Annotated in this window: 20 protein-coding genes; 9 read left to right on the top strand and 11 right to left on the bottom strand. The window is 45.5% G+C overall.

All coding sequences use genetic code 11. The features are described from left to right. The first annotated feature begins 47 nt into the window (after positions 1-47). Positions 48-773: a biotin--[acetyl-CoA-carboxylase] ligase gene (locus tag KOD92_RS10830; protein ID WP_229254625.1), complete on the top strand. Its 726-nt coding sequence runs from the start codon at positions 48-50 to the stop codon at positions 771-773. Here the strand turns inward: KOD92_RS10830 and KOD92_RS10825 are convergent. Continuing rightward, entirely contained in the window at positions 763-1,104 is a 342-nt protein-coding gene (locus KOD92_RS10825; RefSeq protein ID WP_215233597.1) for a transmembrane 220 family protein, read from the bottom strand. The genes KOD92_RS10830 and KOD92_RS10825 overlap by 11 nt on opposite strands. 78 nt (positions 1,105-1,182) lie before the next feature. Further along, positions 1,183-1,887: a tetratricopeptide repeat protein gene (locus KOD92_RS10820; RefSeq protein ID WP_215233596.1), complete on the bottom strand. Its 705-nt coding sequence runs from the start codon at positions 1,885-1,887 to the stop codon at positions 1,183-1,185. Between the two features lie 286 nt (positions 1,888-2,173). On the opposite strand from KOD92_RS10820, the gene fsa reads away from it, so the two are divergent. Together fsa and KOD92_RS10810 are read left to right on the top strand one after the other, a co-directional pair. Then, positions 2,174-2,830 carry a fructose-6-phosphate aldolase gene (gene fsa, locus KOD92_RS10815; protein WP_149638914.1) on the top strand — a complete coding sequence of 219 codons (657 nt, stop codon included), beginning with the start codon at positions 2,174-2,176 and terminating at the stop codon, positions 2,828-2,830. A gap of 24 nt (positions 2,831-2,854) precedes the next feature. Then, positions 2,855-3,532 carry a cell division ATP-binding protein FtsE gene (locus KOD92_RS10810; RefSeq protein WP_215233595.1) on the top strand — a complete coding sequence of 226 codons (678 nt, stop codon included), beginning with the start codon at positions 2,855-2,857 and terminating at the stop codon, positions 3,530-3,532. Between the two features lie 68 nt (positions 3,533-3,600). Here KOD92_RS10810 and porX read toward each other — a convergent pair whose 3' ends face one another. Together porX and kdsB are read right to left on the bottom strand one after the other, a co-directional pair. Further along, positions 3,601-5,166: a T9SS response regulator signal transducer PorX gene (gene porX, locus KOD92_RS10805; RefSeq protein ID WP_215233594.1), complete on the bottom strand. Its 1,566-nt coding sequence runs from the start codon at positions 5,164-5,166 to the stop codon at positions 3,601-3,603. Positions 5,167-5,339: 173 nt separating this feature from the next. Then, a complete protein-coding gene (gene kdsB, locus KOD92_RS10800; protein WP_215233593.1) occupies positions 5,340-6,077 on the bottom strand; it encodes a 3-deoxy-manno-octulosonate cytidylyltransferase in 738 nt (245 codons plus the stop codon). Positions 6,078-6,131: 54 nt separating this feature from the next. Between kdsB and KOD92_RS10795 the strand changes: the two genes are divergently transcribed. From KOD92_RS10795 to KOD92_RS10780, 4 genes are read left to right on the top strand one after another with little or no spacing between them, the layout of a single operon-like run. Next, entirely contained in the window at positions 6,132-6,920 is a 789-nt protein-coding gene (locus tag KOD92_RS10795) for a DUF4905 domain-containing protein (RefSeq protein ID WP_215233592.1), read from the top strand. Between the two features lie 3 nt (positions 6,921-6,923). After that, positions 6,924-7,937 carry a septal ring lytic transglycosylase RlpA family protein gene (locus KOD92_RS10790; RefSeq protein WP_215233591.1) on the top strand — a complete coding sequence of 338 codons (1,014 nt, stop codon included), beginning with the start codon at positions 6,924-6,926 and terminating at the stop codon, positions 7,935-7,937. A 19-nt stretch (positions 7,938-7,956) separates the two neighbouring features. Beyond that, positions 7,957-8,169, top strand: a complete 213-nt coding sequence (locus tag KOD92_RS10785; RefSeq protein ID WP_215233590.1) for a hypothetical protein — start codon at positions 7,957-7,959, stop codon at positions 8,167-8,169. Then, positions 8,156-8,950 (top strand): TIGR02757 family protein, encoded by a 795-nt coding sequence (locus tag KOD92_RS10780; RefSeq protein ID WP_215233589.1) that lies wholly within the window; start codon positions 8,156-8,158, stop codon positions 8,948-8,950. Before KOD92_RS10785 ends, KOD92_RS10780 begins: the two co-directional genes overlap by 14 nt. Before the next feature lie 62 nt (positions 8,951-9,012). Here KOD92_RS10780 and KOD92_RS10775 read toward each other — a convergent pair whose 3' ends face one another. The 5 genes from KOD92_RS10775 to KOD92_RS10755 all read right to left on the bottom strand — a co-directional run bounded on the left by KOD92_RS10775 (position 9,013) and on the right by KOD92_RS10755 (position 16,443). Continuing rightward, a complete protein-coding gene (locus KOD92_RS10775; protein WP_215233588.1) occupies positions 9,013-12,417 on the bottom strand; it encodes a ThuA domain-containing protein in 3,405 nt (1,134 codons plus the stop codon). Between the two features lie 146 nt (positions 12,418-12,563). Beyond that, positions 12,564-13,616 (bottom strand): sugar phosphate isomerase/epimerase family protein, encoded by a 1,053-nt coding sequence (locus KOD92_RS10770; RefSeq protein WP_215233587.1) that lies wholly within the window; start codon positions 13,614-13,616, stop codon positions 12,564-12,566. A gap of 46 nt (positions 13,617-13,662) precedes the next feature. Next, the gene (locus KOD92_RS10765; RefSeq protein ID WP_215233586.1) at positions 13,663-14,028 is read right to left on the bottom strand and encodes a four helix bundle protein; all 366 of its coding nucleotides are present in this window, start codon (positions 14,026-14,028) and stop codon (positions 13,663-13,665) included. A 72-nt stretch (positions 14,029-14,100) separates the two neighbouring features. Next, the gene (locus tag KOD92_RS10760; RefSeq protein ID WP_215233585.1) at positions 14,101-15,246 is read right to left on the bottom strand and encodes a Gfo/Idh/MocA family protein; all 1,146 of its coding nucleotides are present in this window, start codon (positions 15,244-15,246) and stop codon (positions 14,101-14,103) included. A gap of 69 nt (positions 15,247-15,315) precedes the next feature. After that, positions 15,316-16,443, bottom strand: a complete 1,128-nt coding sequence (locus KOD92_RS10755; RefSeq protein WP_215234283.1) for a Gfo/Idh/MocA family protein — start codon at positions 16,441-16,443, stop codon at positions 15,316-15,318. A 246-nt stretch (positions 16,444-16,689) separates the two neighbouring features. Here KOD92_RS10755 and KOD92_RS10750 point away from each other — a divergent pair, with 246 nt between their 5' ends. Next, on the top strand, positions 16,690-17,940 hold the full coding sequence (locus KOD92_RS10750; protein ID WP_215233584.1) for an MFS transporter: 1,251 nt from the start codon (positions 16,690-16,692) through the stop codon (positions 17,938-17,940). A gap of 75 nt (positions 17,941-18,015) precedes the next feature. Here KOD92_RS10750 and KOD92_RS10745 read toward each other — a convergent pair whose 3' ends face one another. Continuing rightward, positions 18,016-20,424 carry an endonuclease MutS2 gene (locus KOD92_RS10745; protein WP_215233583.1) on the bottom strand — a complete coding sequence of 803 codons (2,409 nt, stop codon included), beginning with the start codon at positions 20,422-20,424 and terminating at the stop codon, positions 18,016-18,018. 10 nt (positions 20,425-20,434) lie between these two features. Beyond that, positions 20,435-20,953 carry a DUF7935 family protein gene (locus KOD92_RS10740; protein WP_215233582.1) on the bottom strand — a complete coding sequence of 173 codons (519 nt, stop codon included), beginning with the start codon at positions 20,951-20,953 and terminating at the stop codon, positions 20,435-20,437. Between the two features lie 133 nt (positions 20,954-21,086). Here KOD92_RS10740 and KOD92_RS10735 point away from each other — a divergent pair, with 133 nt between their 5' ends. After that, the gene (locus KOD92_RS10735) at positions 21,087-21,389 is read left to right on the top strand and encodes a HesB/IscA family protein (protein WP_215233581.1); all 303 of its coding nucleotides are present in this window, start codon (positions 21,087-21,089) and stop codon (positions 21,387-21,389) included. The last annotated feature ends 1 nt before the right edge of the window (position 21,390 follow it).

Here is a 21,390-nt window from a genome sequence, read left to right as displayed (position 1 = left end):
AAAAATTGTACAACTCGTTACCGGATACCCTAATAATTGGTAAAAAAGTGATCTATCTGCCAACTTGTCATTCTACAAACGACATTGCGGCTGAAATAGTACATGCCGGGTTATTCAGCGAAGGGACGATTGTCATAACTGACGATCAGCTGTCAGGAAGAGGCCAGAGAGGAACGAAATGGGTTGCCAATCCAGGTGAAAATCTGACGTTTTCTATTATTCTCGCCCCCCAGTTTCTCGAAATAGACAATCAGTTTCTGATAAGTCAGACTATCGCGCTGGGCATTCGATCTTACGTAGCAAGCTATTTAGCGGAAACCCAGGTGAAGTGGCCGAATGACATTCAGGTTAACGGGAAAAAGATTTGTGGAATACTAATCGAGAATTCAATCCAAGGTGCAAACCTGAAAAGTTCGATTGTCGGTATCGGTTTGAATGTTAATCAGTTAAGTTTCGAAAATAGTTTTGCTACTTCGCTTTCAACGGAGACAGAAGAGGCATTTGTTCTCTCGGATGAATTTCAAAAACTGGCCAGACACATTGATGCATACTACCTGCGTCTAAGATCGCGAAAACAGGATAAAGAGCTGCGTGACGAATATTTGAACAATCTTTACGGGTATTCAAACGACGTTAAGTTCTCTTATCAGGAACGAATTTACTCCGGCAGAGTAAGCGCGGTATCGAAACAAGGTAAGCTGTCTGTCAGATTGTCAACCGGAGAAGAAATCGCGGATCTGGGACTGAAAGAAATAGTCTGGATCAAATCCTAGGAGTACCCCACTTGCCGATCACAACCATTACCACCGAGCAGATCAAAAGCCCGAGCGATTCTCTGGCAAGTTCGATATTCAGGCTCCGCATTTGCGCTTCTCCAAAAAATATACCTTCAAACTCGGGCGGCCATTGAAGTACCGCGCCGACAATATAGCCCGCAGCCAGCAGATAGAACACCCAGCTAGGCCATAGATTGCGGAGGCTCATAAAGCAAGCCAGCGCAGCAAAACTGTAAATCCCAATCCAGACACCGGAATCCGGATCATCCAGCTGGAAATAGGCAAAAATGACAAAGATAATACCGAAAAATATGGTGAAGAGTCTCATTAGATTTAATCGAAATACAAGATCAGAATTTCATTTATAAGCGCAGGTAAATGCATTATTTACCTACCGACAGCGATACTATTGCTGACAAAATTGGGCCAGCGCGGTAGCCGCATCATTATAGCCCAGATTGGAAGCTTGTTTCAGGTTCGTACATCCAAGCTCTTTCTCGCCGTCATACCATTGAGCAAGCCCAAGGCCATAAAAGGCTTTTCCATATTGGCCGTCCAGTTTGACAGTCTGACGAAATGCCAATGTTGCTTTTTTAAAATCCTTCTGGCGATAGTAGGTGTTGCCGAGATTATACCAGGCTTGTTTGTTATTAGCATCCAGTTTCGTGGCCTTTTCAAAATCGGCAATCGCCTCAGCTGGTTTTTCCATGAGCACCAGCACCTGTCCGCGGTTTAAGAAAACATCAGCTGTATCAGGGGCGAGGGCGGCTGCTTTGTTGTAATCGGCATATGCGGAGTCGAGCTTGTTTTCGTCGGTGTAAAGCAATGCACGGTTGAAATAGGGACGGTAGGATTGAGGCTCTAATTTGATAGCCTGCCCGAAGTCAAGCAATGCATTCGGGAATTCTTTCAATTCGTAATAGGCAACTGCCCGGAGATTAAAGGCTTCGGCACTGGATGTATTCTTTTCAATCGCAGTGTTGATAAACTCGATCGCCTCCCTGGTTTTCCCTTCCTGCATTAATTCTTTCCCTTTTTTGAGGTAAGTATCGGAAGATTGGGAGCACGCGTAAAAGACAAATAAAAAAATTAAAGAAAATAAGCGGGGCATACTGGTTCATTTCTAGATGATTCGCACAAAAGTAGCCCGAAACGCGAAATGAATGTTTTCTTTTTGTCAATAAAATGTCTTTATCTTTGCACCCGGCAAATCGGAACTACCAGCTCCTTCCGAATCCCCCAGGTCCTGACGGAAGCAAGGGTAGGTGGTCGATGCGGTGAGATTCTCGGTTTGCCTTTTTTTATTTCCGCCCCCCTGGTGTTCCCCCTTCTTTTCTTTTTGCATTTGACCAGCGTTTTCTACTTTTGTGGAATATTCTAACCAATAAATTCCCGTTATGAAATTTTTTATTGACACTGCCAACCTGCATGAAATCCAGGAGGCACAGGCGCTTGGCGTTTTAGATGGCGTTACTACAAACCCATCGTTGATGGCAAAAGAAGGAATTACCGGTAAGGATAATATCATGCGTCACTATAAGGCTATCTGCGATATTGTAGATGGAGACGTAAGTGCAGAAGTAATCTCGATCGATTTGGAAGGAATGATTCGTGAAGGTGAGGAACTTGTTGAGATCGACGATAAGATTGTGGTTAAAATTCCAATGACCAAAGAGGGTGTTAAAGCTCTGAAATATTTTTCAGGAAAAGGTGTGCGTACCAACTGTACGCTGATCTTCTCTGCCGGTCAGGCGCTGCTTGCAGCTAAGGCAGGTGCAACTTACGTTTCACCGTTCATTGGCCGTCTGGACGATATCTCAACTGACGGTATTGGATTGATTGAACAAATTCTTACTATATATAGAAATTACGGGTTTGATACACAAGTACTTGCGGCATCCGTTCGTCACCCAATGCACATTATTCAGTGCGCAGAAGTTGGTGCTGATGTAATGACAGGGCCGTTGAGCGCAATGGAAGCATTGTTGAAACACCCGCTGACAGATATTGGTCTTGAGAAGTTTCTTGCTGATTACAAAAAAGGGAATTCTTAAGATTATTGCTACTAAATAGAATCTATGACTGAGTCGTCGGAGCCGATTATCGCACTGGAACAGGCGGATATTTATCAGGGTGACCGTCCTGTTTTAAATGATGTGAATTTCGAAATCAAAAAGGGAGAGTTTGTCTACCTGATCGGTCGTACCGGCAGTGGAAAAAGTTCTCTGTTAAAAACGCTTTATGCGGATTTGTGGCTGCATACCGGCTCTGCAAAGGTGGCCGGCTACGAGCTCCATCATATCAAAAGAGCTGATATTCCCTTTCTCAGACGCAAGATTGGTATTGTGTTTCAGGATTTTCAGCTTCTCTCTGATCGTTCGGTTGAAGATAACCTCGCGTTTGTACTTCGTGCAACGGGCTGGGATCAGCAGGCGAAAATTTCGAAGAGAATTGCTGAGGTACTAATGCAGGTTGGTTTAGGAACCGCCCACAAGCGGATGCCGCATCAGCTTTCCGGCGGAGAGCAGCAGCGCGTGGTAATAGCCCGTGCAATGCTGAACGAGCCGAAGATCCTCATAGCGGACGAACCTACGGGTAACCTCGACCCCGAAGTTGGCGACCAGATCATTAATGTTTTCCGGACGATCAACAATGCCGGCACAGCAATTTTAATGGCGACTCACAACCACGATTTTATCAAGAGGTTTCCTGCCCGCGTCCTGAAATGCGAAAATGGTAGCGTAACGATCAGTTAATCGATATTTTATAAAACAAAAAAGCGAGTGCAGTGATGCGCTCGCTTTTTGTTTTGAACTGGATCAATCTATTTCGAAGTCATATCAATCACAGGAATGATCATCTCTTCCAGCGAAACGCCTCCATGCTGGAAGGTATCTCGGTAAAGGTTCACGTATTGGTTATAGTTATTGGGATAGGCAAAGAAGTAATCTTCCTTGGTAAATACGTAAGAGGTCGAAACGTGCGGTTTAGGAAGGAAAATACGCTCAGGCTTGCGACAAACCATTAAGTGGTTATCATCAAAACCCAGGTTTTTTCCATGCTTATAGCGCAGGTTCGTATTTGTTTCCCGGTAGCCAATAATTTTCACCGGTTTTTGCACACGGATCATACCGTGGTCAGTTGTTAATATCAGCCGACATTTCTTTTCTGATACCTTCTTGATAAAATCCAGGAGCGGCGAATGCTGGAACCAGGACTTCGTAATAGACCGGTAAGCGGCTTCGTCCGGCGCAAGCTCCTTGATCATCTGAACATCGGTTCTGGCGTGTGAAAGCATATCCACGAAATTGTAGACCACCACATTCAACTGGTTGTTCAGCATATTGCTGAAATTGTCAATCAGCGCCTTTCCCTGATTGGTATTCAATATCTTGTGGTAAGAAAACTTGATATTGAAGTGGTTCATTTCCAGCTGTTTTTGCAGGAAATCCTGTTCGTGGTTGTTCAAACCTTCTTCACCTTCCGGCGTATTTTCATCACTAACCCACCACTGCGGATGTTTCCGCTCCATTTCGCTCGGCATTAAGCCTGAGAATATTGCATTCCTTGCATAGCCAGTTGTAGTAGGCAAAATAGAGTAGTAGGAAGATTCTTCTTCAATATTAAAATACTCTTGCAAGATCGGCTGGATCATTTTCCACTGATCATAACGGAAATTATCTATCAAAAGGAAAAACACAGGATCATCAGAGCCTTTCAGATGTGGGAACACTTTCTGTTTCATCAACTGATGAGAAAGAATTGGCTTATCTGATCTCGGATCGTTCAACCAGTCTTCGTATTCCTCTTCAATAAACTTGCAGAAATTAGCATTAGCTTCACTTTTCTGCATACTGAAAACCTCTGACATTCCCTGATCCTCAGAACTTTCCAGCTCCAACTCCCAGTAGATCAGTTTTTTGTAGATATCCGCCCATTCTTCGTGACCAATGCGGTCCTGATATTGCATTGCCAGACTTCTGAATTCCTGCTGGTAACTCAAAGTCGTTTTTTCAGTCACCAGCCTTTTATTGTCAAGTATCTTTTTAACAGATAGTAGTATCTGGTTTGGATTCAAAGGCTTGATCAGGTAATCGTCTATTTTAGAGCCGATTGCATCTTCCATAATATGCTCTTCCTCACTTTTGGTAATCATCACCACCGGAAGGTTTGGTTGCTGTTGCTTGATCTGCGCGAGCGTTTCAAGACCCGTCATTCCGGGCATCATTTCATCCAGGAAAACAATGTCAAAACGATCATTTTCAATACGATCCAGTGCGTCGGCACCACTGTTGACAGGAGTTACATTGTAACCCTTGTTCGTAAGGAACATGATATGTGGTTTAAGAAGATCTATTTCATCGTCGGCCCAGAGAATGTTATATTGCATAAGCTTGTTTTTTCATTGATGGTTAAATGGAAATGCCTGTAAGGGTAACGCGGCATTTTCGAAGTGTGGTATAAAAATACCTGTTTTAACACTTTTTAAGACAATCACACCTTACCCTATACGTTGCCTCAGAAAGCTAAAAAATGCATACCACTTATGTCGATTTGACTTGGTTACAAGAACTTTTTAGTCACCCGGTCAAGGTCGTCGGGCGTGTCCACACCGTGTGAATCGTCAGAAGTAATTACCGCTTTAATCGCGTAACCGTTTTCAAGCCAGCGCAGTTGTTCAAGCGCTTCGGCCTTTTCGAGAGCAGATACGGGTAGCTTCGTTATTTCTGCAAGAACATCTGTCCGGTAGGCGTAAATGCCGATATGTTTGTAGAAAGTATGTGTGTCCAGCCACTGCTCTTTTTCCGCATTTCGTAAATATGGAATTGTCTGCCGGCTGAAATACATGACCTCATTTTTTTTGTTTAAAACTGCTTTCGGCACATTGGGGTTAAAGAGAATATCTTTCTGATCAATAACTTTTACCAGCGTAGCCAGCTCCGTTTTCTGATCAAGTACCTGTGCAAGGTGATCGATAGGTTCAGGGCTGATAAAAGGTTCATCTCCCTGAATATTAATCACATAGTCAAATGTTCCTTCTATTTTCAACAAAGCTTCGTAGCATCTGTCGGTGCCGCTCTGGTGGTCGGGAGACGTCATTACCACCATTCCACCGAAAGCTTTTACGTGCTCCTGTATCCGCTCGTCGTCGGTAGCTACCACCACCTGATCAAGTTTTGTAGCTTTCGATGATTGTTCGTAAACTCTCTGGATCATACTTTTACCCCCGATATCCACGAGCGCCTTTGCCGGAAAACGGGTAGAAGCGTAGCGGGCAGGGATTATTCCTAATATTCGCACGAGGTCGTTGTTTGTTTGGTAACTTTCTATTTTGACCCAAAATAAAGCTAAAAATTGCAAAAACTCTTTTCATATACCTTTTCCCAGCACATCTGGCGAATTATCCCTGATGCAAATCCGGATAGTGACCAGTGGGCTATTGAGCTGCGTGATACGGAGAATAAAATTGCGTCAGTCGCTATTCTGGATCTATCAAAAAAAGAGGTCATTTGGCAGGGAATACCGGAAGGAATGGACTGGTGGGCATCCGTGACCGCATTTTCAAACGGTACCTTCTTCCTGCATCATTACCGCTACCCTGACTTGCCGGAGCCGACCGATTTATCTGCTTTCTCGGCCCAAACGGGAGAGATTATGTGGAGTTTGCCAAACTATTTAATGGTAAGGGTAATTGATGATCATACTATTGAAGTTGCTACCAAAACGGCTGTGCTGTTTACCTATAAGCATTGCGATGTCCGCTCGGGCTCACTTTCTGCACAGCCTGAAAGTCAGCCGCAGCAGGAAAACCAAATAATTTTGACAGAACCTGTTCGTTACAAGAAAGGAAACAGCTTTTTTGATAGGCTGGCTTCTTTTATCAGCAAGGAAACCGGAGGGCACGAAGCCATAAGTATTGATTATTTGGAGAAGAGACCCTATATTATCTTTTCTTATTATATTTACCATCAGGATAAAACAGCGCAATATCTTCTGATCGTGACAGATCAGGGGGAATCTGTTCTTCACGAAAAGCTATCTGAAGAACGCGCCGGCATAGGTCGTTCCACCATGCTATTAAAAGCTTCAACGCTGGTTTATCTGAGAAACAACAATGAGTTTTCGAGTTTAACGCTTTCATAATAAATGAAATACATTTTTTGCCTGACTTTGGTGGCAGGTATCTTATCTGGAATGGTCGGTGCCCGGGCAACGGGATTTAATACAGTGGATTCGGTGGGTATTGAGAGAGCGGGAGGGAAGATTTTTGTCATACACCAGGTCAATCCGGGGCAGACTATGTTTGCGGTGGTTCGCCAGTATGGTACTACAATCCAGGCGCTTCGTGAAGCCAACCCCGGAATGAGTGATCAGATCCAATCCGGTCAGACGATTCGTGTTCCCTACACGAAAATGACAAAAAAGGAAGTCAAAAAAGAAGAACGCGAAGCGAAAAGGGAAGAAAAGAAAGAAGCTCAGGCGGCTGAGGCAAAAGAAACGAAACCAGCCGATCCTGCGCCTGTTTCTACGCCGACGCCTGCTACCACTTCCGCCCCCACTGCCGGAGCTGCCGTTTCGGTGTCCACAAATGGAAAACATATCGTAGCGCCGGGAGAAACTTTGTACCGCGTTGCAGTCAAATACGGTGTTTTAATGGCCGATTTGCGTAAGTGGAATAATTTGGCAGATGATAATTTGAAAGATGGTCAGGAACTGATCGTAGGTGAAAAAGGTACAGAAAAGCCAGCTCCTGCGGTAACCGCGCCGGTTGCACCAAAAGTTACCACGACCACTGTTGTTAAAGACTCGGTAAAAGCCAAAGCTGTTGTGCCTGAGAAGGTTGTGAAGCCCGTTGAAGAGGTTGTGGAAGCGCCGAAAGTGATAAGGGGTAAGAAAAAATCGGAATCCGGCTTGGCGGAAGTTATCGAAACAGACGAAAGTACCAGCAAGTTTTTAGGGCTTCACCGCACTGCACCAGTAGGAGCATTGGTAGAAGTTTTGAATGAATATAATCAGGAAAAAATTATCGTTAGAATCATCGGACGGATCCCTGATACGAGCGTGAATGACGATATTGTAATCAAGTTGTCGTCGCGCGCATTCGAAAAGGTTTCCCCCAATAGTAAGCGTTTCCGGGCGGTTGTGAGTTACCTGGAATAATTTTGTTAGTAAGATTGCTATGAAACATTCACCAGAATTTCGTTCTAAAAGAGAAGAGGAGAGAGCTGCACTGAAAAAAACCGCCGGCTACAAGGTTTGGAGTGTGATGTTCACGATACTTTATCCTTTCGTCGCCGTTTTTACATTCGTATTCTCAGCAATTGTCATGTTTTTTTCGGGTATCTCAAGAGTTGTGGCTTACCTGTTTGGAGGTAGCCATGCCGAGCGCTGATTCCCCTGTTCCTTCCTATATTTTTGATCTGTTGGAGGAAAAAGTAGCGCAATACAACAAGCCCGACTTCATTCCTTTCGACCCGATCAGCATTCCCCACCGATTTTCCGTCAAGCAAGATATTGAGATAATGGGATTCTGGGCAGCTATTTTAGCCTGGGGCCAGCGCAAGACGATCATCAATAAGTGTATTGAGCTCGCCTCGTTCATGGACAATGCACCCTATGATTTTGTGAAAAACCATACGGACAGTGATTTAAAGCCCTTTCTCAACTTCAAGCACCGGACCTTTAACGCGACGGATACGCTCTATTTCCTGCATTTCTTCCAAAACTACTACAACAGTCACGATTCGCTGGAATACGCATTCAGCAGCCATTTAGCAAATGGTACCGAGACCATTGAAAACGCATTAATAGGCTTTCATGACCAATTTAGTGATTCAGAAAACTTCCCTGCCCGCACCAAAAAACACATCGCGACCCCTGTGCGTAAGTCTTCCTGCAAAAGACTGAATATGTTCCTGCGTTGGATGGTTCGAAAAGATGATAAGGGAGTAGATTTCGGGATCTGGAATAACATTTCACCTTCGCAGTTGGTATGTCCCTGCGACGTACACGTAGACCGCGTTTCCCGCCTGCTCGGCCTTATCAAACGTCCCGTCACCGACTGGCAAACCGCCCTCGAACTAACTGCCTCACTCAAACTACTGGATAGTACTGACCCTGTCAAATACGATTTCGCGCTCTTCGGATTAGGTATTGAAGGTTTTGCGAAGTAGCATAAAAAAAGTGCGGACCTCCGTAACGAAGCCCGCACTTTTAGATTCAAACATATTAACTCTTACAAAACCGCATTGTCAAACCGCACAGTTCCGATCGAGAAAAGTGGTTTTTGACCGGCGGTTGGATTTTTGAAGACGAAAAACAGTTTGTGCATTTTTCCGTTGGCAGCAGCTTTAACAGGAATGTTAAGTGTTTCGGATTTATCAACCTTCCCCTCGCCGATCTTTGTTCCGGCTGGTGAGTCAAGGCGAATTTCCAGCATTCCTCCGGCTGTTTGTCCTTCGCGGCCACCCACAGCTACGGCCAGATTTGTGATCTCCGTCAGGTCGATATCGTGGAATGCGATGAAACTTCCGTCTTTCAATCCCAAAACAATCTCTCCGTTTTCAGTTTTAAAACTGGCAGTACTTCTGGTACTGTCGGCCGTAGCAGCTAAAAGTGTCGCAGGACGCAATGCAACCGTTTTCGAGCCTGTAAGCGGGCCCACCGTTCCGTTTCCTTTGTCGGTGTAGCTGGCCGTGAAAATATAAGATCCGTCCTTCTTTTTGGCCTGTGTTACATAGCTGCTTTTCAGCGGCTTTTTGTCCACTGCCTTATCATTTGCAAGTGACAGAATATATTTAACCATTTCATCGATTTCCTCCGTTTTGTGCTGAGGGTGCCCTGGCATTGCCTGCTCGCCCCAAACGCCGCTACCGCCTTTCAATACTTTGTCACTAAGCATTTTAAGTGAGTTGCGTTCGCTTGCATATTTCTTGGCTACTTCGCGGTAAGCAGGTCCGATGGATTTTTTATCCACGGAGTGACAAGCTTTGCAGTCACTCAGCTCAATCAGCCGTTTTCCAGTTTCGAAACCTGTATTTGCCTGGTGACCCTGCGCAAGCATCGTTTTATCAAAACCTTCCAGGTAGTTGATCGTCAATGTAACTTCCTCTTCGGGGATCTTCTTGTCGGCGATACTTCCGTCTTCCTTATCCGAAACAGAAACTTCATAGTTCACTGGTTTTTCGTTCCAGTAAAAAGTCTTGTTTCCCTTAATAGCCAGATCCACCTTTGGGATCGCATTACCCACTCTGATAACCACTTCCGAAGTATTGGAATTACCTACTTTGTCCGTCACTTTCAGTACAGCCGTGTATTCACCAGCTTTCGCGTAGGTGTAACTTGGATTGGGCAATGTGCTCTTTGGCAAGCCTTTACCAAACGACCATTCATATTTAATTGCGTCTCCATCGTGATCCATTGATCCTTTTGATGAGAAATTCACTTTCAGAGGCGTGGCGCCCGTGGTATTAGTAGCCGAGGCAATTGCCACCGGCACGCGGTTTCCTGCATTGAATGTGATGTGAGACAAACTTGCCTCGTCATTTTGAGCAAACCAGTTAGGTCCGTATTCCAGTGTATAAAGCGACCCGTCATTTGCAAACTGCATATCAATCGGGTGACTGAATTTAGTATTTGGCATAAACCGTTCAATACTCTTCAAATCTCCCTGCTCGTTCATGGTTACGATATTGATATAATCGCGGATCCAATCGTAGGCGAAGAACTTACCACTGTAATACTCCGGAAACTTGCCTTTGCTCGGTTGGAAATCCTCAGCGTAATAAACCGGCCCAGCCATCGCATTTCTCCCGCCTTTTCCTACAATCGCGCTAAACTCCGGCGAATCTGCATAAGGATAGAAAATGAATGCCGGATTAGCTGGCGGTAGTTCCTGCAAGCCAGTGTTATGAGGCGAGTTATTAATCGGTTTCGCAGCGTCAAAGGGTTTTCCCGAAGTACTGTCCGCGAAGTTGAAGTCGATATAAGGTTTATTATCAGCAATAAATAACGGATAACCGTAATAGCCTGCTTTTTTGGCCTGATTTACTTCATCATAACCTCGCGGCCCACGCTTCGGATCGTCGAGCGAAGCGTCAGGACCTACATCTCCCCAGTATAAAAATCCGGTGCGCTGATCAACTGAAATACGGTATGGATTCCGGGTTCCCATTACATATATTTCGGGACGGGCTTTAGGGTTTCCAGCTGGAAAAAGATTGCCTTCTGGAATATCGTAGAGGTTTGTTCCGCCAGGCATATTCGCACGACGATCTCCATACCGCGGCTTGATGCGCAACACTTTTCCTCTCAAAGAGTTAGTATTGGAAGAAGTATGCTGACCGTCAAATCCTTCCCGGCCCGGACGTTCGTCAATCGGGCCAAAACCGTTTGATTGGAAAGGATTCACGTCATCGCCAGTCGATAGGTACAGATTTCCTTTTGCATCCCAGGCAATAGACCCGCCAGTGTGGCAGCAATCGGTCCTTTTAACGGGAACCGTCAATAATACTTCCTCCGTATCCAGCAGCAACGTGTCTTTAACGTCATCATATTTAAAGCGCGACAAATGCTGGGCGGTATCCGCAGCCGACGAAAGCGGCGAATAGTACATATAGATCAGCTTATTGGTTTTAAAGTTCGGGTCGATATTCAAACCCATTAATCCATATTCCTGCTTCGTGTAAACAGGCACTTCACCCGCTACCTTGATCTTGCCTGTTTTTGGATTGTATAACTTCAATTTGCCTTTCCGCTCTGCCAGCAGAACCCGTTGATCATCCAGTACAACCAGCTCAGTCGGCTCGTCCAGCTTGGTAGCCAATACTTTTTTGCTGAACCTGTTTTCTTCCGGGCGGGCCTTGGAATAATCCAGCTTAGCAGCCATCGCCCATTTCAAGCCGCCAATAAAGTGTTTTACAAAAACAGGATCCACATAAGTCGCGTCTTCGTGACCGAAATTGGTGTAAAATGCCTTTCCGCCGTCATATTCATGGTACCACGACATCGGGTGGTCGTCGCCCATTTTTCCATCTTTATAGGTTTTTTCGTCGATCTTAACGAGCACTTTTACATTCTTGTTGAAATCTTTGAAATCATAAAATTCATCCTTGATCTTCCATTTTTTCGGAAAACCTTCCATTGAAGGATGCTGATCATCAACTACATAAGCCTCGCCTTCCTGTACATTCGGGTTGCCTGGGTGGCTCGCAAAATAAGCGCCGGATAATTTGTTATACCACGGCCATTCATATTCAGTGTCCGTCGCAGCGTGAACGCCCACATAGCCACCGCCAGCTTGAATATAACGCTCGAAAGCATCTTGCTGTTTGTCATTCAGGATATTGCCTGTGGTATTCAGGAAAATGATTGCGCTGTATTTTTGAAGATTTTTCTCCGAAAACGCCACTGCGTTTTCGGTTGTGTCAACAGAAAATCCATTCTCTTTACCCAGCTTCATAATAGCAGCTTTACCGGCGGGAATGGAAGAATGCCGGAATCCGGCGGTTTTAGAAAAAACGAGCACCCGCTTTTCGGGCGTGACAGTTTGCGCGAATGAAGCGAAACCAAGGCAGATAAATGCGGCAATGCCGATTGATCTGATGTGATTTCCCAAGTTTGAATAGAGTTTATCAAGCATTACAGAACAGGTAAACGGTTAATTTTTGGTATTCGAAACAATTAAAAATGATACTTATTAAAACGAAGATCAACTGACTGACGGTATAAAAAAAACCTCCCTTCCATAAGGAAGACAGGTTTTTTTTATACTTGTACGTTCGACAGTTATAACCCTAAAACTTTGCGGTTGAAAGCTTCGTCAGCTCCCGTTCCTGCAAAGTCATCAAATGCTTTGGTAGTAACCTCTATAATATGGCTCTCGATGAATGGAGCACCTTCGGCGGCGCCTTGTACTGGCGACTTAATGCAGCATTCCCATTCCAGAACCGCCCAGCTATCGTAATTATATTGAGATAGTTTAGAGAAAATACCTCCGAAATCAACCTGCCCGTCTCCAAGCGAACGGAACCGACCAGCCCGGTCAGCCCAACCTGCAAATCCGCTGTAAACGCCCTGCTTTCCGGTAGGATTGAACTCGGCGTCTTTTACGTGAAATGCTTTGATACGATCGTGGTACAGATCTATAAATTGCAGATAATCAAGTTGCTGCAATACAAAGTGACTAGGATCGTAGTTAATATTCGCTCGGGTATGACCGTCCAGGTAATCCACGAACATTTCGAAAGTGCTACCGTCAAAAACGTCTTCGCCGGGGTGCAGCTCGTAAGCTACATCCACGCCGTTTTCGTCGTATACATCCAGAATCGGCTTCCAACGGGCAGCCAGTTCTTTGAATGCAGTTTCAACCAGTCCGGCGGGGCGCTGAGGCCAGGGGTACAGGAAAGGCCACGCCAATGCGCCTGAGAAAGTAGCACTCGCTTTTAACCCCAACCTCTGACTTGCTTTTGCAACCAGTTTCAAATGCTCAGTCGCCCACTCAGCGCGAGCTTTTGGGTTATTGCGGACTTCCGGTACTGCGAATCCGTCATACATTTCGTCGTAAACAGGATGCGAAGCCACCAGCTGGCCGATAATATGAGAAGCCAGTTCGGTAATTTCAAGACCTTTATCTTTCAATTTGCCTTTCAGTTCGTCTGAATAAGTCTGCGAATCAGCGCATTGCTTCACATCGATCACCCGCGGATCCCAGGTAGGAAGTTGAAGGCCTTTATAGCCCAACCCCGCCATGTAATCAGCAATCGTATCCAAAGAATTGAACGGAGCCTCGTCGCCGAGGAATTGCGCCAGGAAGATCCCCGGCCCTTTGATTGTTTTCATAGTTTCAATGATTGAATGACTGAATGATTGAATGATTGAATGACGCTTATCTGGTGTTCTTGCGTGCTTTCGAGAGAATCTTCACAAGTTCTTCTGCTTCTGTCATTAATGAGTTTAGCTTTTCAATCGGAAGTATGCCTGCTTCTGCGATTATTTCTAACCAAAAGAGCGATTCATCGGCTTCTTCAATTGTGACACTCAACTTTGCAAAAAATTCGTTCTGACTTCTTGATCTGCAAACAGCGCGATAATTAGCTCCGACTGACGATGCTGACCGAAGAAATTGTTTGCCAATTATTCTCGCCTCCTCAGTTGAGGGTAAAGCTTTGAAAACTTTGATACTTCTTAATACAAAACTCTTGGTTCGGTCTTGCAGTGAAGAAACAAACTGGTTTTTCTCAATTCCTTCCATAAGTCAGTGTGCGTATAAGCAAGAGCATTCATGAGCCAGTATTCGGTCATTCAATCATTCAAGCATTCAAAATTAAATACTAACCCAAGCCTGCGCTCTGTTGCTTTCCAGGATCTTTTCACAGATCAGCAACTCACGGTATCCGTCTGCAAAGGTTGGGAATGTTGGATTTTCTGGTTGTTTGCCTTCGGCAATGGCGGCGTACACTTCCTTGAACATTTGCTTCGAAGTGTCCGGGAAGCCTTCGTTGTGCCCGCCTGGAAAAGTAATCGTAGAGCGAACATCTTCATTAACCAGTGAAGGATCGCGCAGCAATATTTCATTACTCTTATCTCTGTTACCAATCCACATTTCATTTGGCGACTCTGAGCACCAGTTGAAAGTCTTTTTAGAACCGGCAATTTCAAGTGTCATGCGGTTTTTACGACCGGCAGAAACCTGGGAAACTGTGATCACCCCTTTATTTCCATTATCAAAACGCAGCAATACGTTCGCGTGATCTTCTGTGGTAATAGGTACATCAGCATAATCTTCCGGCTGCAACATCTTACCCGAATACGTTTCAACCGGTTTCAGCGGCTTTTTACGCGTTTTGTGAATGGTATTGAAATCCGCCATTACAGCTACTGTTTTCAGGCCCGTAATGTATTCGAGGATATCCATTAAGTGCGAACCAATATCGGCGATCGCGCGGGAGTCACCAGATTTGTCCGGCTCCAAACGCCAGTTATAATCCGTTTCGTAGAAAAGCCAGTCTTGCAGGTAAGAACCGATGAAAGAATAGATCTCACCCAACTCACCTTTTTCGCGCATCGATTTCATCTGGCGCGCCAGCGGATAGTAGCGAAGATTAAAGTGCACTGCATTCACCAGTCCGGTTTTTGCAGCCAACTCCACCAGCTCTTCCGCTTCTGCCAGGTCTTTTGCCAAAGGTTTTTCGCAAATAACGTGCTTGCCAGCCAGCAGAGCAGCTTTCGACTGAGAGTAATGCAGGAAGTTTGGCGTACAAATGTGAATAGCCTGAATATCATCTTGTTGCAGCAGCTCATCGAAAGTGTAAGAGCGGGCAATGCCAAGTGAATCGGCTTTACTTCTCGCTAATTCGGGAGTTACTTCGCAAAGTGCAGCTACTTCAACATTAGGAAGGCGTCTCAACGCTTCAATGTGCGCGGGGCCGATGAAACCTGTGCCGACAACGCCAACTTTAATTTTATTCATAAATGGGAATAGATATTAGGTGAAAAAGGCCGCCGGGGCGGGTTGAATTTGAATTGAGTAACTAGGAGGTCAGAAATTGGTCCACTTCGTTTCTGTCTTGTCCGAGGCGATCACAGCATCGATGAACTTCATGCCTCTCAAACCGTCCTGAGCAGTAGGGAAATCGTAAACAGGATCTACTTTCCGGCCTTCCCAGGAGGCTCTTACATGAAGTGCGAAATTGCGGTAAAGATTGGCAAATGCCTCGAAGTAACCCTCAGGGTGCCCGGCTGGAATGCGGGTGTGCACCTGCGCAGCTTTTGAAAGATTACCAACTCCGGTACGGATAATGCGCGCTCCCTGGTTGGTCTTGTGGATTAGCGTATTTGGATCCAGCTGCTTCCATTGAAGTCCGCCAGTTTCTCCGTAAACGCGGATATTCAGGTCGTTTTCTTCCCCGTTTGCAATCTGACTGTTTTGAAGGATACCTTTCGCACCATTGTCAAAACGAAGCAAAATGTGCGCGTCATCGTCTAACAGGCGACCTTCTACGAAAATGGTCAGATCGGCACAGATTTGCGTGATTTTGAGGCCGGTAATGTATTCAGCAAGGTTTTCTGCGTGAGTACCAATGTCGCCCAGCCCACCTGCCGCGCCGGAACGCTTGGGATCTGTGCGCCAGGCAGCCTGCTTGTTACCAGTTACCTCCACGAGCGTAGCAAGCCAGCCCTGCGGATATTCAACGATCACTTTGCGGACTTTGCCGATCGCTCCAGAAGCGATCAGCTCGCGCGCTTCTTTCACCATCGGGTAACCCGTGTAATTATGCGTAAGACAGAAAATCAACCCCGTTTTTTCAACCAGAGCCACTATTTCTTCTGCTTCTTCGGTATTTAAAGTGATTGGTTTATCGCAAACGACATGGAAACCGTTTTCAAGGGCAAGTTTGGTAGGAGCGTGGTGAACGTGATTTGGGGTTACAATCGCTACAAAATCCATCCGCTCGCCTTCCGGCAACTGCTTCTCTTTCGCGATCATCTCCTCAAAGTCATTATAAACGCGGTGCTCCGGTAGGTATAATGCTTTTCCTGTCTCTTTTGACTTCGCCGGATCGGAGCTGAAAGCGCCGCAAACAAGTTCAATTTCTCCATCCATGATCGCTGCACGACGATGAACCCCGCCAATAAATGCGTCCAGGGAACCACCTACCATGCCCATTCTGATCTTTCTTGACATTCCAGTTGGTTTAAAGTTTTGAAAAGATTTTAAAAGTATAAAGAGTAGTATAGATGACTCTTACTTCTTACAAATATAATTTTAACACTTAAAATACACCCCTAAAACGCCATTAAAAGCAGTAGAATCGAATTGAATTTGTTTTTTCTGTGAAATTCCAAGGTTAAAACATTGCGCTGAATCACTTTCAAAATCATCTAATTTAAATAATTAAACCCTTTAAGTCTTATGACTCAAACAGTTAATGCCAACAGGCTTTTCAATGCCAGTTGTCTAGCGATCATTACGACGGCTTTTTCCTTCAGTATCAGGGCGGGTATTCTTCCTCAGCTGGGATCGGAGTTCAACCTTTCTGCCGAGCAGCTGGGTTTTATCAACTCCATGTTCTTCTTTGGTTTCCCTATTTCGATGGTTATAGGCGGGATCGTTTATCACTCGGTGGGTCCTAAAATCATCATGCAAGTAGCAGTTGTGGCGCACACACTCGGTATCCTGCTTACCATCTATGCCGGCGGATACATGGGTTTACTGATCTCTACATTCTTTATTGGATTTGGTAACGGTTGCACAGAAGCAGCTTGTAACCCGATGATCGCGGATATGTACAGCAGCAACAAGCTGAACAAAATGCTCGGTCGCTTTCACATGTGGTTCCCGGGCGGTATTGTATTGGGAAGTTTGATCTCAAAATTCATGACCGACGGCGGGTTCTCATGGCAGACTCAGATCTGGGTATTAATGCTTCCTACGATCGTTTATGCATTCCTTTTCTTCGGACAGCCTTTCCCAAGACCAAAAGTGGAAGGTGTTACTTCGCTTGCTAAAAACTTCCAGGCGATGCTTACGCCGCTTTATATCTTCATATTCTGCTGCATGGCGCTTACAGCGATCACAGAATTCGGTCCTAACCAGTGGGTGAATGTAGTTTTGAGCAGCAGCGGAGCAGATCCAATGTTGGTATTGGCATTGACTTTCGGTGTGATGACAGTAGGAAGACTTTTCACTGGCCCGGTTGTGGATATGGTGGGTCAAACAGGTATCCTGCTTTTCGGAGCGGTTCTGGCAGCAATAGGTATTTATATGTTTAGCACTGTAACTGGCCCGATCGCTTATTTTGCGGCTGTTATTTTTGGTCTGGGAGTATGTTTCAACTGGCCAACGGTTATCGGTTTCGTAGCACAGCGCGTACCGTTGAGCGGCGCTTTGGGAATGTCGATTATCGGTGGAGTAGGTATGTTGTCCACTTCGATATTCCAGCCGATTATCGGTCGCTGGATCGATTCATCGCATGCTGAATACTCGGCGCAAGGTCTTACCGGCCCTGCATTGGAGCTGGCTTCTGGACAAGCTACACTGGCTACTATGCTCACTTTTCCGATCATTCTGATCGTTGCATTTGCAGTATTGTGGTTCTGGGCTGGAAATCCAAAGCCAGGTGCAGTGGAAGAAATGAAAGTCGCAGAGCAACCTCAGCTGTAAGATTTTATATTAAAACAGAAAATGGGCAGGTGAATCAATCACCTGCCCATTTTCTGTTTTAAGCTATTTAAAAATCTATTTCAATTTCACGATCGTCACGCCTGCGCCGCCGCGATCTGAATGTTCATCCTGCATGTCGCGAACTTGGGAATACCCTCTAAGGTGATTCCTGACAAGCGTTCTCAATATCCCGTCGCCTTTTCCGTGGACGATCCTGAGTTCATCATAACCCAGCATAATCGCATTGTCCATAAACTGATCTACCAGCCCCAGTGCTTCTTCGCCCCGCTTGCCGCGCATATCGAGGTTGAAGCTGAAATTGAGCATTCGCTCGTTCAGGTCCACACCTTTGGCAACGGTTTTTACTTTCTTCTCGCCGGTAGCGGCTCTGTATGTTTTGTTGGAAACCTTTTCAAGCCGGTTCAATTTCACGGTTGATTTCAGGTCACCAATCCGTATCTCGATATCTTTTCCTCTTATCGCAAGTACCTCGCCAATAGCAGTTTGTCCCAAAATACGCACGTAACTTCCAGGAACGATATCGCCGCCTTCCGGCTCATAGATTTCCTCGGCGGGTGCAGTTTCTACCACTTCCTCTAATGCCAGGTTTTTCTTGCCAAAAGTTTCGAGCGTAGTTCTTACGGTTTTCGTTTTTTCCTTTTCTGCCTTATTCTCCTTGATCTCGCGAATTGTGTTTTCAATCAACTGGTTAGCGTCAGAAATCAAGTTTTTGGCTTTCTGTTTTGCTTCGTTGACGATCTTCTTTTCATTGTTTTCAAGATTCTCTTTTAATGCGGTATAATCAGAAAGCTGCTTGGCTAGCTTCCTTTCTTTAATACCCACTTCAATATTCTTCTCAGCAAAAACGCGCCGCTCAATATCGAGCTCTTTCAGTAGTTTTTCAAAGTTAACCTGCTGCTTACCAAGCTTTTCCTTCGCCCTGTTGACCACAGCCTCAGGCAAGCCGATCTTCGATGCAATCTCAAATGCAAAAGAGCTGCCCGGTCGGCCTATTTCCAGCTGGTACAAGGGTTCCAGGTGTTCCCCGTCAAATCGCATCGCGCCATTTACAAGCCCGTCCGTCTTGTCTGCAAGTACTTTCAGGTTCGTATAATGCGTATTGATCACACCATAAGCGCCCGATTTGACCAAATTCTCCAATATAGATTCCGCGATCGCCCCGCCCAGACCCGGCTCAGTACCTGTCCCGAATTCGTCTATCAGAAACAATGTGCGCCGGTTCGATACCGTCAGAAAATGGCGCATATTGGTTAGGTGTGAACTGTACGTACTCAGGTCATTTTCAAGTGATTGCTCGTCGCCGATATCAATGAATATATTCTGGAAAAAACCCATGGAAGAACCTTCCTCCACCGGCACCAGCAGCCCGCATTGAAACATATACTGGATCAATCCCACCGTTTTGAGCGAAACCGATTTACCACCCGCATTCGGCCCGGAAACGATCAGTATCCTCTGTTTTTCGTTCAGTTCAATATTGAGCGGGACAACTTTCTTGCCCTGTTTCTGGAAAGACAAATGCAGCAGCGGGTGCCGCGCATTGCGCCAGTCTATAAACTGTCGGTTGGTAAATGGTGGGTTGATCGCATTCATTTCCGCAGCCAGTTTAGCTTTGGCGCGCAGAAAATCCATTAATCCCAGGAATCCATACGCTTTTTGCAGATCAGGAACATAAGGCCGGAGCTGACTCGTCAGTTCAAGCAATATCCGGTTGATCTCGCGCCTTTCCTCATATTCCAGTTCACGGATTTCATTATTCGATTCAAAAACGTCAGTTGGTTCGATGAAAACCGTTTGCCCCGTCGCTGATTCATCGTGAATAAAACCTTTCACCTTGCGTTTGTGCTCCGCTGCGACCGGAATAACCATGCGACCATTTCTCACCGTGAGCGAAACATCGTCGCCGATCCAGCCACTGCTCCGGGCCGATTTCAATATCGTATCAAGTTTTTTGCGAATACCCGCCTGCTCGGAAATCAGCCGTTTTCTAATTCGCGACAATTCCGAAGAAGCCGAGTCGCGGATCTGCCCGCGGTCGTCGATAATGCGGTCAATCGCGTCAGTGATAGCTTTGTCAACACGGATATTTCTGGAATATTCGCCCAGAATAGGGTAGGATTCGGGTTCCTGGTTTTCGAAGAATCTGATACACAGCTTGATAGTCTGCAAGGAAGCTTTCAGGTCCGAGAATTCTGCCTGGGTCAGTAGCATTCCTTCAATAGCGGCCCTTTTCAGATACGGCGTCGCATCAATATAGTTTTGTGAAGGGAAATTTTCACCCATTTCAAGGATCCGCTGCATTTCGGCGGTCTGGCTCACCAGCTTTTCAACCAGCGTAAAATTCTCCGAAAACTTAATTTTTTCAACAAAAGCCTGTCCAAGCGTGCTGATACAAGCCTCTTTTAACCGCTCCCTGAGTTTGTCAAAACCTAGTTTTTGTTCTAATGTATTTGGGTAGAGCATTTGTCTGTACTTAAAAAACCAACCTGATCTCCTCTTTCAATACCTTCAGTGCATGTGCGGCGGGCTGGACTTCCTTTTCGATCACTTGTGAAAATATCTTTTTGGCCAGTTCAGCAGGTGGAGCTTCGCCGGGTACGTCGGTTGCCGCCTGGTTGATCGCTGCTACGGTTTCATTCATCGCATTCGTGATCTGTTCCCAGGCATTAGTGCTCATATAGAGCTGCTGGGCCACATTGTGATTATATTCATCCCGAATTTCCTGCAAGAGGGTCTGCTGCAATTCCAGCGCGCTCATGGCCGATGGTACCAGCCTGAGCAACAAATTGCTGGGTGTAATGCGTTCCAGAAACAGACACATGCGTTCATAAGCCTGTAACCGCAGCGGCAGCGTAATCTCGATATTCTTTCCCCTGATATCCCATTTCTGCTTTTTAAAAATCTTGTCTGCTACCGTGGTGATCGTCATGTATATTCCGAAGGTGACGATCGCTCCGAGGAGCAGCACGATCAGTATCATTTGGTATTCCATATAAAATTGAGTTTCATGCCAAAACGAAATGCAAAACTAGCGGATTGCCAGAATTAGCTATAATTTATTTGAAATAGCGAATGCAATAGGAGGGAAGTGTGTTAGGATATTTGTCTGAACAAGAATAGCAATTATGGAAAGTCCTGTCCAACTTACGGAGAACGCAAAGCTGGAAATTATATCTACGCTGAAAGCAAACAAGATCCCGGATACTTATGGGTTGCGCGTCGGGCTTAAAGGCGGCGCGTGCAGCGGTACTTTTTTATTGGGTTTCGATACAGCAACCGATTTTGATCAGACTTATCTGGTCGAAGGGATCAAAGTGATCATAGATAAGCGTCACCTGATGTACGTGATCGGAGTATCTGTTGACTACGAAGAAGGTTTGAACGGCAGCGGTTATACGGTTTCCGCAGCTGATAAAAACGTAGAATAAC

The organism is Dyadobacter linearis, from assembly GCF_907165045.1.
In the GTDB taxonomy this organism is placed as follows: domain Bacteria; phylum Bacteroidota; class Bacteroidia; order Cytophagales; family Spirosomataceae; genus Dyadobacter; species Dyadobacter linearis.
The sequence above is the reverse complement of the archived record's forward strand: the minus strand, read 5'-3'. Positions and strand labels throughout refer to the sequence as shown.